8 protein-coding genes and 1 tRNA gene are annotated in these 14,838 nt (G+C 65.3%); 7 read left to right on the top strand and 2 right to left on the bottom strand.

Going from position 1 to position 14,838, the window contains the following annotated elements; translation table 11 throughout:
- Positions 1-68: 68 nt before the first annotated feature.
- A complete protein-coding gene (locus tag ACV4UX_RS05770) occupies positions 69-1,376 on the bottom strand; it encodes an alpha/beta hydrolase family protein (protein ID WP_491592369.1) in 1,308 nt (435 codons plus the stop codon).
- A 325-nt stretch (positions 1,377-1,701) separates the two neighbouring features.
- Positions 1,702-1,777, bottom strand: a tRNA-Val gene (locus tag ACV4UX_RS05765).
- A gap of 167 nt (positions 1,778-1,944) precedes the next feature.
- Here ACV4UX_RS05765 and ACV4UX_RS05760 point away from each other — a divergent pair.
- The 7 genes from ACV4UX_RS05760 to ACV4UX_RS05730 all read left to right on the top strand — a co-directional run bounded on the left by ACV4UX_RS05760 (position 1,945) and on the right by ACV4UX_RS05730 (position 14,591).
- Positions 1,945-2,850: an esterase/lipase family protein gene (locus tag ACV4UX_RS05760; RefSeq protein ID WP_491592368.1), complete on the top strand. Its 906-nt coding sequence runs from the start codon at positions 1,945-1,947 to the stop codon at positions 2,848-2,850.
- 36 nt (positions 2,851-2,886) lie between these two features.
- Positions 2,887-5,955: a hybrid sensor histidine kinase/response regulator gene (locus ACV4UX_RS05755; RefSeq protein WP_491592367.1), complete on the top strand. Its 3,069-nt coding sequence runs from the start codon at positions 2,887-2,889 to the stop codon at positions 5,953-5,955.
- The gene (locus tag ACV4UX_RS05750; protein WP_491592366.1) at positions 5,955-7,355 is read left to right on the top strand and encodes a sigma-54-dependent transcriptional regulator; all 1,401 of its coding nucleotides are present in this window, start codon (positions 5,955-5,957) and stop codon (positions 7,353-7,355) included. The genes ACV4UX_RS05755 and ACV4UX_RS05750 overlap by 1 nt, the downstream gene beginning before the upstream one ends.
- A gap of 874 nt (positions 7,356-8,229) precedes the next feature.
- A complete protein-coding gene (locus tag ACV4UX_RS05745; protein WP_491592365.1) occupies positions 8,230-9,612 on the top strand; it encodes an FAD-binding oxidoreductase in 1,383 nt (460 codons plus the stop codon).
- A gap of 4 nt (positions 9,613-9,616) precedes the next feature.
- A complete protein-coding gene (locus ACV4UX_RS05740) occupies positions 9,617-10,906 on the top strand; it encodes a (Fe-S)-binding protein (protein ID WP_491592364.1) in 1,290 nt (429 codons plus the stop codon).
- Between the two features lie 30 nt (positions 10,907-10,936).
- On the top strand, positions 10,937-12,571 hold the full coding sequence (locus ACV4UX_RS05735) for an L-lactate permease (RefSeq protein WP_491592363.1): 1,635 nt from the start codon (positions 10,937-10,939) through the stop codon (positions 12,569-12,571).
- Positions 12,572-12,692: 121 nt separating this feature from the next.
- Positions 12,693-14,591 (top strand): methyl-accepting chemotaxis protein, encoded by a 1,899-nt coding sequence (locus tag ACV4UX_RS05730; protein ID WP_491592362.1) that lies wholly within the window; start codon positions 12,693-12,695, stop codon positions 14,589-14,591.
- Positions 14,592-14,838: the final 247 nt, after the last annotated feature.

Here is a 14,838-nt window from a genome sequence, read left to right as displayed (position 1 = left end):
ATCCTCCCGATGCCGGGCGAGAAGGCGGCGCGCCCGGCCCCCGGGAGCGTCGTCCGGTTAGGTCCGATCTACTTCGTGAACACGCCGTCGAGCCAGTCGAACACCACCTGGCCCGCCAGGCTGCGGTTCTCCATGACGCAATGGTTGGATGCGCCCTCGCTCAGGGGCGTAACGACGAAGCTTTTCAGGGGGTTGGGCAGGCCGTCGATGCAGACTTTCTGTTGGCGCCTGGTCTCGTCGCCGCTGTATTCGCCCTCGCCCACCACCACCAGGGCGGGGATGGTCACCTGGGCGGGGTCGAAGCTGAAGCCCGTGTTGGCCTCCACCAGGCCGGGGATGTTGTCGAAGGGTACGCCCCAGCGCCAGGCCACCATCTTCACGGTGTTGCCGTGGAAGCTCGTGAAGCCGGCCACCTTCTCCGGCGTGGCCGTGACCACCGGGGTCATGCTGGCGAAGAGGGGCCTGGCGTCCACCACGCAGGCGTTCATGACCACTGCCTTGATGCGCTTGTCGTGCTGGGCGGCCTGGGGGGCGAAGCCGCCGCCGCCGGAGATGCCGTAGACGGCCAGGCGGGAGCGGTCCACGTCCTTGCGGGTCATGAGGTAGTCCACGGCCTTCTTGACCGCCTGGTGCATCTCGGGCCTGAAGATCTTGCCCTCCAGCGGCATGATGCCCTGGCCCGGCAGGTCCAGGGTCATGAAGTTGTAGCCGCGCTCGATGGCCTGGGGCATGATGTAGAAGATCAGGTCTTCGGCGAAGGTCTCGCCGCCGCCCAGCATGAGCAGGGTCTTGCGAGGCTTGTCGTCCTTGGCGGCCTTGCGGAAGTAGCCCGGCAGAACAGTGCCCTCGAAGGGCAGCTCGACATATTCCATGGGAGGATCGAGGAGCGCCGCCGCCTGCTTCATGTTATCGCGGGCCTTGACGGCCGTGGACTTCAGGCGCGGATCGTCGGCCATCATGGCCAGGGTGCCGAAGCGGTAGTAGTTGGAGGCGCGCAGGAACTGGTCGCGGGCGCTCACCGTGTGGCCGGCCGCCAGGGATTTCCGCCCCCTGTCCTCGACCAGGCCGGCCATCCGGATCCACTGCTCCTGCCAGCTTGCGGCGTCGCCGTCCTTGATCTTGGCGGCCACGGCGAAGGCCTCCCCCGTCTCTGCCCCGCCGTTTCCGGTGGAGCCCAGCACGAGCGAGCCGAAAGTGAAGTCCATGTCCGGGTCCTGGAAGTGGTAACGCACGTAGGGGGCGTGCATGTCGAATTCCTTGGCCGGGGCCTGGGCAGCGTCCGCCTTGGCCGCGCTGCGGGTCCGTTCGGCGGCGCAGGAGACGAGGAGGCCCGACAGCAACACGACGCCAGCCATCCACACGCGAGTTCCGCTCATGGTTCGATCCTTCCCCGGTTGAGGGTTTCAGGCCGGGCGGAAGCTGGGCCGACACGCCGCTCGTCCGCCCTTGCGGGCATGATCGGATACTATAGCATGTCCTCGCTAACAAAAACCTTACAGGGAAGGTTCCGGCCAGCGAAGCCACTGAAAGGGCCATGCGTCCAGGCGCGTTGGAGTCCTACAGGGGGAGGCCCCGCATCCCTGCTGCGCGCTTCGGGCAGGGTTCATTCAGGTCTGCGGCAGGACCGGAAAACCGTATGCCGGGAGAAAAAGAAAGCGGCAAGACCCCTCCTCGGGCGGATCCTGCCGCATCGGATGCGCGTGGTAGGCGGAACAGGGCTCGAACCTGTGACCCCCGGCTTGTAAGGCCGGTGCTCTTCCAGCTGAGCTACCCGCCCACTTGGCAAAAAAGTTTTATTATATATCAAAGCAGGAAGCGTCAAGTCTCGTGCGGGGAGCGTTCCCGGTCGCTCCAGGCCGCTACGCACCCCTTGCGCAGCGCCACGCCGTGCCGTATCGCCTCCTCAAGAGACAGCCGACCGGCCCGGCGTCCCGGGAGCGCCCCATGTTCGTCACCGTATTGTCCATCCTCTTGATCCTGGCGGCCTGCATCGCGGGCCTGACCTATGCCGTCTATTGGCGCGAGGCCCGCCGCGAGCCCCATCCTGCCCTCCTGGAATCGATGCGTTGCAACGGGGGGCTCCTGCGATGCGCGGCCATGGGCTTCTTCTCCAGTTTCGCCAGCGTGCTCACCGTGATCCTGGCCAACCCCCTCGCCCTGGCGCATGGCCTCTGGCGGCCCGCCCCGGACCCGGACTGCGCCCGGCCGCCGGTGCTTCTGGTGCACGGACTCTACCACAACGCCTCGGCCTGGTGGCTCTACCGGCTCCTCATGCGCCGCAGGGGATACGTCAACGTCTTCGCATGGGACTACGACACGCTGGGCGGCGACTTCCAGGACCTGGCGCAAAGGCTCTGCGCCGCTGTGCGGGAGCTTTCCGCGCGGTGCGGCGGCGAGCGGGTGATCCTGGTGGGCCACAGCCTTGGGGGGTTGCTCACGCGCGCCGTGCTGGCGGACCCGGCAGCCGTGGCGTGCGTGCGCGCGGCCGTGGTGCTTGGCGCGCCCAACCGGGGAAGCGTGCTCGCGGCCATGGCCGTAGGCTCGCTGGGGCGCAGCCTGCGCCCCGACGGCCTGACAATCCGGCATGCGGACGCCCTGATCGCCCCCCCGGAGCTGCCCAAACTCAACGTCTATTCCCCACTGGACAACATGGTGGTGCCCACCAGCTCCCTGGAAATCCCCGAACCCGGCTGGACCCAGCGCTGCACCGCGCCCATCGGCCATGCAGGGTTGCTCTACCACACGCCCACGGCGCGCATGGTCCTGGATTTCCTGGATGCCCACGCCGGGATTTGCGAGAGGAACCGCCCGGGCGCCGCGCGGCTTGAAGAGCGCGACGCCTTGGTCTAGAAGGAACCGGCCCGGACGACGTCCGGCCCCAAGAGCATGCCAGCCGCACCCTTCCCATCCCGGCCGTATACGGCCTTCCACTGGCCCGCCAGCGTTCTCGCGGCTCTCTTCGCCGTTCTGGCCTGCCTCGGCTGGGCCTCCGTCTCCCTGGCTCAGCCCGACATCAACAAGAAGAAGATCCTCTATCTCAATTCCTATCACAACGGATACGCCTGGTCCGACCAGATCCTGCAGGGCCTGCGCGAGGCGCTGGACAAGTCCACCCTGCCCTACGACCTGCAGATCGAATACATGGACTCCAAGCGTTTCTACGGCACGAGCATGAGTTCCACCCTGGCCACCCTCTACCGGGAGAAATACCAGGGCGTCACCTTCGACGTGCTCATCGCCTCAGACGACAACGCCTACCAGTTTCTCCTGGAGCACCAGCCGTCGCTCTTTCCCGAAACCCCCGTGGTGTTCTGCGGCGTCAACGACTACGACCCCGCCACCCTGCGCGGCCACACCAATTTCACCGGCGTGGTGGAGACCACCGACATCAGCGCGAACCTCCAACTGGCCCACCGCCTGAGCCCGGAGATCACCCGGGTGATCGTTGTGTCGGACATGTCGCTCACGGGCCAGGCCATCCGCAAACAGGTGCAGCGCGCCGCCGCCCGCGTGAGCAAGCTCTTCGCCTTTGAATACTGGGACGTGCACACCCTGCCGGAACTCCTGGAAAAAACCGACGCGCTCACCCCCTTGGACATGATCTTCCTCATCCCCATCTACCTGGGCTCGGGCAAGCAGGTGTTCTCGGTGGAGGAGGTCTGCGAGATCGTCTCGCGGCGCTCGCCCGTGCCCATCTACAGCGCCTGGCAGTTCATGCTGGGCCACGGCATCGTGGGCGGAAAGCTGCACTCGGGCCAGGGCGAGGGGCAGATCGCCGGCAACATGGCCCTGCGCATCCTCTCGGGGGAATCGCCCGCCAACATACCCGTCGTGGACAAGTTCGACGACCCCTACCTCTTCGACTATCTGGCCCTCAAACGCTTCAAGATTCCAGAGGACGCCCTGCCCCTGGGCTCCACCCTGATCAACGAGCCCCTCACCTTCTACACCATCAACAAACAGGTGGTTTGGGTGGGCCTGGTGGGCTTCTTCCTGCTGGTGTTCATCCTGGTGCTGCTCATCACGTCCATCGTGCAGAAGCGCTCGGTGGAACTCCAGATCAAGAACCAGCTCTCGTTTCTGCACATCCTCATGGACACCATCCCCCTGCCCCTGTCCTACAAGGGCGTGGACGGCAGCTTCCTGGGCTGCAACCTGGCCTTCGAGAAGTGGTTCGGCGTGGCCCGGGGCGACCTGCTCAAGAACCTCCAGCACCCCCTCGCGCGCAGGCAGGACGCCGCCGAGCGCCACCTGCTGCGCATCCCCGGCGTGCTGAGCTACGAAACCGACATGCAGGACGCCGCCGGGGCCACCCACGGCGTCATCGTAAGCAAGGCCACCTACCTCTCGGCCAAGGGCGAGGTGGCGGGCGTGGTGGAGGCCATCCAGGACATCACCCTGCGACGCGAGGCCGAAAAGGCCCTGCGCCGCTCCCAGGCCATGCTGCGCACCGTGCTCGACAACATTCCCCAGCTTGTCTACTGGAAGGATCGCGACCTCAACTTCATGGGCGTGAACCGCTCCTTCGTGGACTTCTTCGGCCTGGACAACGCCCAATCCATCGTGGGTCGCCGCGTGGGGGCCATCATGCCCCTTGAAGCCTCCGATTCCGCCGAGAAGGTCAACCGGCGCGTGCTGGCCTCGGGGCATTCGGTGCACCGCCGCGAGTGGACCATCGAACTCCCCGGACGCGAACCCGTCACCCTGGAGATGACCGTCGTGCCCCTGCACGACGAAACCGGCGAGATCATGGGCATCCTGGGCACCGCCGAGGACGTGACAGCCAAGCTCTCCCTGGAGCGCCAGCTGCTCCAGTCCCAGAAGATGGAGGCCATCGGCGCGCTGGCCGGGGGCATCGCCCACGACTTCAACAACATTCTCACCTCCATCATCAACTCCACCGAGCTGGCCCTCATGGACCTGGCGGAAGACTCCGAAACCGCCCAGGACATGGAGCGCTCCCTCAAGGCTGCCCGGCGAGGCTCGCGGCTTGTGCAGCAGATCCTGGCCTTCAGCCGCCCCTCCCAGCAGGGTTTCGCCCCCACCGACATGGCCGAGGTGGTCCACGAGGCCCTGGCCATCTTCGCCGCCACCCTGCCGCGCAACATCACCCTCTCCGAGAACATCCAGGTCAACCCCGCCATCGCTTTCGCCGACCCCACCCAGGTGCACCAGATCGTCATGAACATCTGCGCCAACGCCTTCCAGGCCATGCGCGACACCGGCGGACATCTCGCCCTGGAACTCGTGGAAGCCGACCTGGACGAGACGCACGCCGAGATGGTCAACGTCCAGCCCGGGCGCTACCTGCGCCTGGCCGTCTCGGATTCGGGACCGGGCATTCCCCCGGACATCATGGACCGCATCTTCGACCCCTTCTTCACCACCAAGGCCAAGGGCGAAGGCACCGGACTCGGCCTGGCCGTGGTGCACGGCATCGTCAAATCGCACCGGGGCGGCCTGCGCGTGGCCAGCCAGCCCGGCAAGGGCACCACCTTCGAGATCTACCTGCCCAAACAGGGCGACTTCGACGCCAGCTTCCCCCGCGCCCTCATGGCCGCAAAGGCCGCCGCGCGCCGGGGCGACGAGCGCATCCTCTTCGTCGAGGACGACGCGGACCAGCTCACCGTGATCCCTCGCGTGCTGAGCCTGCTGGGCTACGAAGTCACAGCCGTGAGCGGCGCGCAGGAGGCCATGGACGCCGTGACGGCCCTGCCCGGCGCGTTCGACGTGGTGGTCACCGATTTCGACATGCCCACCCTCTCCGGCGTGGAACTGGCCCAGCGCATCGAGGACATCGCCCCCAACCTGCCCGTGATCCTCGTCTCCGGCAGGCGCAGCGCCTTGACGGCCGCCCAGCACGCGGGCAACATCCGCACCGTTTTGCTCAAACCCTACAACGGCGAGGAGCTGGCCGGCGCCATCGGCCTGCTCCTGGACGAGAACCAAGCCTGATGTCCACCATCCTCGTCATCGACGACGACCCCGAAATCCGGGGCACCTTTCAAAGCCTCTCCCGCCGCATGCGCTTCGATTTCCTGGGAGCGGGCACTCTGGCCGAAGGCCTGGCCCTCCTGCGCACCAGCCAGGTGGACGTGGTGCTCCTGGACATCCGCCTGCCCGACGGCAACGGCCTGGAGGCCCTCCCCGCCGTGCGCCGGGGCGACAACCCTCCCGAGGTGATCATCCTCACGGGACTGGGCGACCCCGACGGCGCGGAAGTGGCCATCTCCGGCGGCGCCTGGGACTACCTGGTGAAGCCCGCTCCCATCAAGCAGACCATGCTCTCGCTCACCCGGGCGCTCAAGTACCACAAGGAGAAGGAGCAGGCCGGGGCCACGGTGGCCCTGCGCCGCGAGGGCGTGGTGGGCTCGAGCCCGCGCATTGAGGCCTGCCTGGACCAGGTGGCCCAGGCCTCGCGCCTCACCGGGCCCGTGCTCGTCACGGGCGAGACGGGCACTGGCAAGGAGCTCATGGCCCGCACCGTGCACGCCAACTCCATGCGCGCCTCGGGCGAATTCGTGGCCGTGGACTGCGCCTCGCTCACCGAAACGCTCCTGGAAAGCACGCTTTTCGGACACCGCAAGGGCTCCTTCACCGGAGCGGACCAGGACCGGCCCGGCCTGGTGAAGCTGGCCGACGGCGGCACCCTGTTCCTGGACGAGGTGGGCGAAATGCCCCTGACCATCCAGAAGGCCTTCCTGCGCGTGCTCCAGGAGAAGCGCTTCCGCCCCGTGGGCGCGAGCGTGGAAATCCAGAGCGACTTCCGGCTCATCGCCGCCACCAACCGGGACCTGGAGGAAATGGCGGCCCGGGGCGAGTTCCGCCAGGACCTGCTCTTCAGGCTCAAGACCTTCGTCATCGCCCTGCCGCCCCTGCGAGAACGGCGCGAGGACATCAAGAGCCTGGCCGCCTCGCACCTCACGGACCTCTGCGAACGCTACGGCCTGCCCACCAAGGGCATGGGCACCGATTTCTCGGACATGCTCATGGCCTACTCCTGGCCCGGCAACGTGCGCGAACTCTTCGGCGTGATGGAGCGCGCCCTGGCCTCCGCCGGGAACGAGCCCACCCTCTACGCCAAGCACCTGCCCGTGGAGGTGCGCCTGCACGTGATGAAGGCCAACATGGAGCGCGTGCGCCCTGCCGAGCCCGCAGCGCCCCTGCCGGGCCCCGTGGGGCTCTGCGCGGGCATGCTCCCCGCGCTCAAGGCCTTCAAGGAAGCCAAGGAGCGCGAATACCTGGACGCCCTCCTCTTCCAGAGCGGCAAGGACCTCCAGGCCATGCTGGACACCTCGGGGCTCTCGCGTTCGCACTTCTACGCGCTGCTCAAGAAGCACAACATGACCCTCTAGCGGCCGGATGGCCGATACGCGCGGTGGCCCTCGAGAAGCCGCCGCCGCGCCGACAGCCTCCCCGAAGCGGTCGGGAAGTACGGGGGGCGAAGCCTCCGCCCGCCGCGCTCCGTGCCGTCCGTTCGTCCGCGTTCCCTGCCGTCCGACCGCCCGCACCGATCCTTCGAGACCTCTCGCCGCCGCGCTGCATGGCGGGGATTCCGCATGGGAGACGCCCGGCCGACGGGGAATCCTCCCTACTGACCTGATGTCCGATCCTGCTGGAACTCGCATCGACTCGCGGTTGAACCCGTGCCAAGCAGGCGCGGCCCAAAGGCCCCAAGGGTCTGATGAACCGCCACGTCCTGCGCTGGAAGCGCTGTCAGGCGGACCGGACGCCTCTGTCCCGATGCGGCATTGCCTCGGAGAGGGCTTAGCCGCCTTATTGTCCACATTTTCACAATGCTGGCACAGCGCACATAACTTACTGATATAATGTGAACAATCTTCTTCGTAACAGGTCTCTTGCGCAGGAAAACGGCATCTCTTCGCGAAATGAACCCTGAATCGCGAGGCCAGGTCATGAACCTTGCCCAGCCAACCTCCCGTCTGAAATCCCGGACGCAGGCAGGCCATCCGGGAAACCGGACTACCGCCGCGCCACGCAACACGCCTACTAACAACAGAGAATATAAGGACTAATTTTCATCAGACAGAGATTGAGATTAATTTCCCAAAGACGCCGCCTGGAGACGGGAATATCTTTAACATTTTGAAATAAAAGGCAAATCAAAGAAATGCAACCTTGGCACGATTGTTGTTAAGGACGCCTGACCAGACCCTCCTTGACCGGGGAGGGCAATGCAACCTCAAAACGACCGGGAGAATCACCAGCATGGTCAGCCAGTCCCTCAAACAAGCTTTTGTCGGCATAGTCGGCGCTGAAAACGTCATGGACGCCGAGGCGGACAAGCATTCCTACTCCTACGACGCCGCCGTGCTCGATCCGGTGCTCCCCGCCCTGGTGGTGCGCCCCTCCGAGATGGACCAGGTGGGCAGGATCGTGAAGCTGTGCAACGACAACGGCCTGCCCCTCACCGTGCGCGGCGCGGGCTCCAACCTCTCCGGCGGCACCATCCCCTCCAAGGGCGGCGTCGTGCTCCTGAGCAACGCCCTGAACAAGATCCTCGAAGTCAACGAGGAAGACATGTACGCCGTGGTCCAGACCGGCGCCATCACCGCCAAGTTCGCCGCCGCCGTGGCCGCCAAGGGCCTGTTCTACCCCCCCGACCCGGGCTCCCAGGCGGTCTCCACCCTGGGCGGCAACGTGGCCGAGAACGCCGGCGGCCTGCGCGGCCTGAAGTACGGCGTCACCAAGGACTACGTGATGGGCGTCAACTTCTTCGACGTGGAAGGCAACTACTGCAAGTCCGGCTCCAAGACCGTGAAGTGCGTCACCGGCCTGAACATCCCGCAGCTCATGGTGGGCTCCGAGGGCACCCTGGCCGTGATGAGCGAGTTCATCCTGAAGCTCGTCCCGCCGCCGCAGGCCGCCAAGTCCATGATGGCCATCTTCCCCGACATCATGACCGCCTCGCGCACCGTGTCGGCCATCATCGCCGCCAAGGTCGTCCCCTGCACGCTGGAGTTCATGGACAACTTCACCATCGGCGCGGTTGAAGGCTTCGCCAAGGTGGGCCTGCCCACGGACGCCGGTTCGCTCCTGCTCATCGAGGTGGACGGACACCCCGCCCAGGTTGCCGAGGAGGCCGAAAAGGTGGAGGCCATCTGCAAGGCCAACGGCTGCACCCGCATCCAGGTGGCCAAGGACGCCGTGGAGCGCAACAAGGTGTGGGAAGCCCGCCGCGCGGCCCTCTCCTCGCTCGCCCGCCTGCGCCCCACCACGGTTCTGGAAGACGCCACCGTGCCCCGCTCCAAGATCCCGGCCATGATGGAAGCCCTGGACAAGATCGCCAAGGAATACAAGCTGACCATCGGCACCTTCGGCCACGCCGGCGACGGCAACCTGCACCCCACCATCCTCTGCGACCGCCGCGACAAGGAAGAGTTCCACCGCGTGGAGAAGGGCGTGGACGCCATCTTCGAGGCCGCCCTGGGCCTGGACGGCACCCTCTCCGGCGAGCACGGCATCGGCCTGGCCAAGTCGCGCTGGATGGAAAAGGAAACCAACCGCGCCAGCGTGCTCTTCTCCAAGCGCATCAAGGCCGCCGTGGACCCCAAGAACGTCCTCAATCCGGGCAAGATTCTGGGGGAATAGCGACATGGCCGACCTCAACCACATGCTCAAACTGTTGAACGAACTCGACGACCAGATCGTCGGGTGCATGCGCTGCGGCATGTGCCAAAGCGTGTGCCCGGTGTTCGCCGAAACCGGCCGCGAGGCCGACGTGGCGCGCGGCAAGATCGCCCTGCTGGAGTTCTTGAGCCACGAGATGATCAAGGACGCCGAGGCCGTGAAGGAACGCCTGGACAAGTGCCTGCTCTGCGGCTCCTGCGCGGCGGCCTGCCCCTCCGGCGTGAAGGCCCTGGACATCTTCATCAAGGCCCGGGCCATCATCACGGCCTACCTGGGGCTCTCGCCTGTCAAGAAGGCCATCTTCCGGGGCATGATCACCAAGCCCGCCCTGTTCAACAACCTCCTGGCCCTGGGCTCCAAGTTCCAGGGCTTCTTCACGACCCCGGTGAACGACATCATCGGGTCGTCGTGTTCCAAGCTTCTGTCGCCGCTTCTGGGAGACCGTCACCTGCTCTCCCTGGCGGACAAGCCCCTGCGCAGCAACGGCACGATCGACACCGCGCCCGGACTGAGCGGCTTGAGGGTGGCCTTCTTCTACGGCTGCGTGGTGGACAAGATGTTCACCAGCGTGGGCGAGGCCGTGCTCAAGGTGCTCAGGCACCACGGCGTGGGCATCTACATGCCCGTCGATCAGGTCTGTTGCGGCGTGCCCTCCCTGGCCTCGGGCGACCTCAAGAGCTACGAGGACCTGGTCCGCATGAACCTCAAGGTGTTCGGAAAGGGTGATTTCGACTACATCCTCACCCCCTGCGGCACCTGCACTTCGGCCTTCCACCACATCTGGCCGTTGATGAACTCGGGGTTCTCGCAGTCCGAACGGGAGACCATCGCCATGCTCGCCGGCAAAGCCATGGACATCAACGCCTTCATCGCGGACAAGCTGGGCGTTTCCAAGGCGGAACCGGCGTCTGGGGCCAAAACGGTCACGATCCACGATCCCTGCCATCTCAAGAAGAGCCTTGGAGTGAGCGGGCAGGTGAGGACCGTGCTCGGCGCCAACCCCAACCTGAAACAGGTGGAAATGGCCGGTTCGGACGTCTGCTGCGGCTGCGGCGGTTCGTTCAACCTGCAGCATTACTCCGTCTCCACCAAGATCGGGAAGAAGAAGCGCGACAGCATTGTGGCTACCGGGGCCGACGTGGTGGCCGCGGGATGCCCGGCCTGCATGATGCAGATCGCAGACATGATGTCCCAGGCCGGCGACCGCATCGCGGTCAAGCACCCCGTGGAACTCTACGCTCAGACCCTGGGCTAGAATTCAACCAACCCATTGAAGGAGGAACTGATGAGCGCCTGGTTGCAAGTCTACAAACCGCTGGGTGACAGCTATGTCATGTCAGCACTGGTCGCGGGCATCCCCATCTACATCCTGTTCTACATGCTCGCGGTCAAGCGCGCCAAGGGCCACGTGGCCGGCGCCGTCGCCAGCTTGGCCGCCCTCGTGCTGGGCATCGTGTTCTGGGGCATCCCCGCTTCCACCGCCATCGGTTCCTACACCTACGGCTTTGTTTACGGCCTCTTCCCCATCGTGTGGATCGTCGTCACCGCGGTGTGGGTCTACAACATGACCGTTGAATCCGGCGAGTTCGAGATCATCAAGAACTCCCTGGCGACCATCACCGACGACCGCCGCCTCCAGGCCGTGTTCGTCGGCTTCGCCTTCGGCTCCTTCATCGAGGGCACCGCCGGCTTCGGCACCCCCGTGGCCATCACCGCGGCCATGCTCGCCGGCCTGGGCTTCAACCCCCTCTACGCCGCGGGTCTCTGTCTGCTGGCCAACACCGCCCCCGTGGCCTTCGGCGCGGTGGGCATCCCCATCACCGCCGTGGCCGGCGCCACCAAGCTCGACGAAATGGTCATCTCCCAGATCGTCGGCCGCCAGCTGCCCTTCCTGTCCATCATCGTGCCCATCTGGCTCTCCGTGACCATGTGCGGCTTCAAGCGCACCATGGAAGTCGTTCCCGCCCTGCTCGTGGCCGGCGTGGCCTTCGCGGGCACCCAGTTCCTGATGTCCAACTTCCACGGCCCCACCCTGCCCGACATCCTGTCGGCCATCGTGACCATCATCGCCCTGTGGGCCTTCCTGCGCGTCTGGAAGCCCAAGACCACCTTCCACTTCCCCGACGAGCCGCCTTCCACCGGCAAAGCCACCAGCAGCTACTCCGCTGGCGAAATCCTGCGCGCCTGGATGCCCTACCTGATCCTGGCCGTGCTGGTGCTCATCCAGGGCTGGCCTTCCATCAAGAAGATCCTGGCCGCCGCCGTCAACATCCAGATCGAATGGCCCATGTACCACATGATGGTGGCCAAGATGGTCAACAACGTGGCCACCCCGCAGCCCGTGAAGTACGCCTTCCAGCCCCTGGCCGCCGCCGGCACCGCCATCCTGCTCTCGGGCCTGCTCTCCGTGTTCATCATGCCCGGCTACACCATGGGCAAGGCCATTGCCTGCTTCGGCAAGACCTGCAACCAGCTGCGCTGGCCCATCGTTTCCATCGGCAACATCGTCGGCCTGGCCTTCATCATGAACGCCAACGGCATGTCCACCTCCCTCGGTATGGCCCTGGCCGGCACGGGCGTCATGTTCCCGTTCTTCGCCCCCATCCTCGGCTGGCTGGGCGTGTTCCTGACCGGTTCGGACACCTCGTCCAACCTGCTCTTCGGCAACCTCCAGAAGACCACCGCCCTGGAAATCGGCGTGCGCCCCGAACTGTGCGTGGCCGCCAACACCTCCGGCGGCGTCACCGGCAAGATGATCTCGCCCCAGTCCATCTCCGTGGCCGTGGCCGCCACCGGCCTCCACGGCAAGGACGGCGACATCTTCCGCTTCACCCTGTGGCACTCCGTGGCCATGGTGCTCTTCATCTCCTGCCTGACCATGCTCATGGCTTATCCGCTCAAGTGGATGCTGCCCGGCTAGGCGCACATCCCGCATCATCCTGGGGGGCCGACCGGCCCCCCTTTTTTTTCTTGCCCAAGGAGTGCCTTTTCGGGATATTGTCCCAAGAATTGATTTCTCATCTTTCCAGGAGGATCGATCCATGACCTCAGCCAACCCCCGGGCCAATGGATTCCGCCTCTTCTTCCGCCGCCTTTCCATCTCCTGGCGCTTCGCCCTGCTCATCATCCTTTTCTCGGCCTTCGTGGGGGGGGTGGTCACCGCATTCTACATGGGCATCAAGCAGGTGCTCGACCACAACGTCCTCGCGGCCCAGAACATCATGATCGAGGGCGAAAAGCAGAAGCTCGCCATCTCCTCGGACTCCATGGCCCTCTCCATCGGAGAGGCAATCAAATCGCAATCCGACCCGGCAAAACGCATCGACCTCATCCGCCAGATGGTCGATCCCATCCGCTTCGAGGCAGACAAGTCCGGCTATTTCTTCGTCTACGAGAACACCACCAACGTGGCCCTGCCCACCCGCAAGGAAACGCAGGGCAAAGACCTCGCCGACACGAAAGACAAGAACGGCGTCTACTTCGTGCGCGACCTCATGCTCAAGGCCAAGGCGGGCGGCGGCTTCGTGGAATACGTCTTCCCCAAGCCCGGACAGGGCGACCAGCCCAAGCTTGCCTACGCCATCATGATTCCTGGCACCAACATGTGGATCGGAACCGGCGTCTACATCGACAACGTGGAACGCCAGAAGCAGGTCATCCGCACAGAAAGCGAAGAACGCATCCGTTCGATCCTCACCAGGATCTTCACCGGCATCGCGATCACCCTGGTGATCATCATCGGCCTGTGCGGGCTGATCATCTCCACCATCACCGGCCCCATCCGCGAGGCTACAGAGGCTGCGGAGCGCTGCGCCAAGGGCGACCTGGACATCAACCTCGACGCCCAAGGCAACGACGAAGCCGCGCACATGCAGGCCGCCCTCAACACCATGGTGGCCACCCTGCGCTCCAACATCCAGGCCATCGAATCGAAAACCAGGGAAGCCGAAGAGAAGGCCGCCGCTGCGGAACAGGCCCGGAACATCGCCGAAGAGGCCGTCGACAAGGCCGAAAAGGCACGCTGCGACGGCATGGGACATGCTGCCGCCCTGCTCGAATCCGTCGCCAACCACATCGGCACCGACACAGAGGAAGTCTCGCGCCAGGCTTACGAAATCAAGGACCGCGCCGGACTCCAAAGCGAACGCATCCGCGAAACCGCCACCAACATGGAACAGATGACCGAAGCAGTCATCGACGTGGCCAAAAACGCCGCCTCCGCCTCCTCCGAGGCCGAACTGGCCAAGGCCAAAGCCCTCGAAGGCCGCACCGTGGTGGAACAGTCCATCCTGGCCATGCGTCAGGTGGCCGGTCAGGCCCAGGCCCTCAAGGCCAACATGGACGACCTGGGCAAACGCTCCCAGGATGTGGGGCGCATCCTCACCGTCATCTCGGACATCGCCGACCAGACCAACCTCCTGGCGCTCAACGCCGCCATCGAGGCCGCCCGCGCGGGCGAAGCCGGACGCGGCTTCGCCGTGGTCGCCGACGAGGTGCGCAAACTGGCCGAAAAAACCATGACCGCCACCAAGGAAGTCACCGACTCCATCACCGCCATCCAGGACTCCGCCAAGGACAGCATCGCCAACACCGACAAGGCCATCACCAGCATCGAACAGGCCCGCCAGATGGCCGACACCTCCGGCGCGGTGCTCGGGGAACTTGTCCAGGGCGCCCAAAGCTCCGCCGACAAGATACAAAGCATCGCCACGGCATCTGAAGAACAATCCGCCGCGTCCGAAGAGATCAATCGATCCCTCGACTTTGTGCGCGAACTCACCACCCAGACAACCAACTCCGTGGAAAACGCCGCGCACGCCATCACCGGCCTCGTCGACCAGGCAGGTGAACTCCGGCGCATCATCGACCAACTCAAGACAGAAGCCGGCTGCGCCATCGCCGCCGCCCCCGCCAGGCCCGCCCTGCCCCGCCGATCCTGACCGTACCCTCACACGCCGGGAACCTCGAAAGGCGCTGCCCTCCGAGGTTCCCGGCCATGACAACTCGTCGCGATCGTTTCGAGGGGACGCCCGGTGCGGTTATCCCCAGAGAGGTAAGCCTCCGAGGAATTTGCCTCCGGAGTCCAGAGGGCGCAGCCCTCTGGACTCCCTTTCCGCTTCGCGGGCTACACCGGCTAACAGTGATGGGATGGCCCCACCCCTCCTAAAGGGGTACGCATCAAGGAGC

It is taken from the genome of Fundidesulfovibrio sp., from assembly GCF_058402725.1.
The sequence above is the reverse complement of the archived record's forward strand: the minus strand, read 5'-3'. Positions and strand labels throughout refer to the sequence as shown.

Bases quoted from the DNA above. Each gene is read 5' to 3' on its own strand.
- ACV4UX_RS05770 (WP_491592369.1), bottom strand. From the start codon at position 1,376: ATGAGCGGAACTCGCGTGTGGATGGCTGGCGTCGTGTTGCTGTCGGGC.
- ACV4UX_RS05750 (WP_491592366.1), top strand. From the start codon at position 5,955: ATGTCCACCATCCTCGTCATCGACGACGACCCCGAAATCCGGGGCACC.
- ACV4UX_RS05745 (WP_491592365.1), top strand. From the start codon at position 8,230: ATGGTCAGCCAGTCCCTCAAACAAGCTTTTGTCGGCATAGTCGGCGCT.
- ACV4UX_RS05755 (WP_491592367.1), top strand. From the start codon at position 2,887: ATGCCAGCCGCACCCTTCCCATCCCGGCCGTATACGGCCTTCCACTGG.
- ACV4UX_RS05760 (WP_491592368.1), top strand. From the start codon at position 1,945: ATGTTCGTCACCGTATTGTCCATCCTCTTGATCCTGGCGGCCTGCATC.
- ACV4UX_RS05730 (WP_491592362.1), top strand. From the start codon at position 12,693: ATGACCTCAGCCAACCCCCGGGCCAATGGATTCCGCCTCTTCTTCCGC.
- ACV4UX_RS05740 (WP_491592364.1), top strand. From the start codon at position 9,617: ATGGCCGACCTCAACCACATGCTCAAACTGTTGAACGAACTCGACGAC.
- ACV4UX_RS05735 (WP_491592363.1), top strand. From the start codon at position 10,937: ATGAGCGCCTGGTTGCAAGTCTACAAACCGCTGGGTGACAGCTATGTC.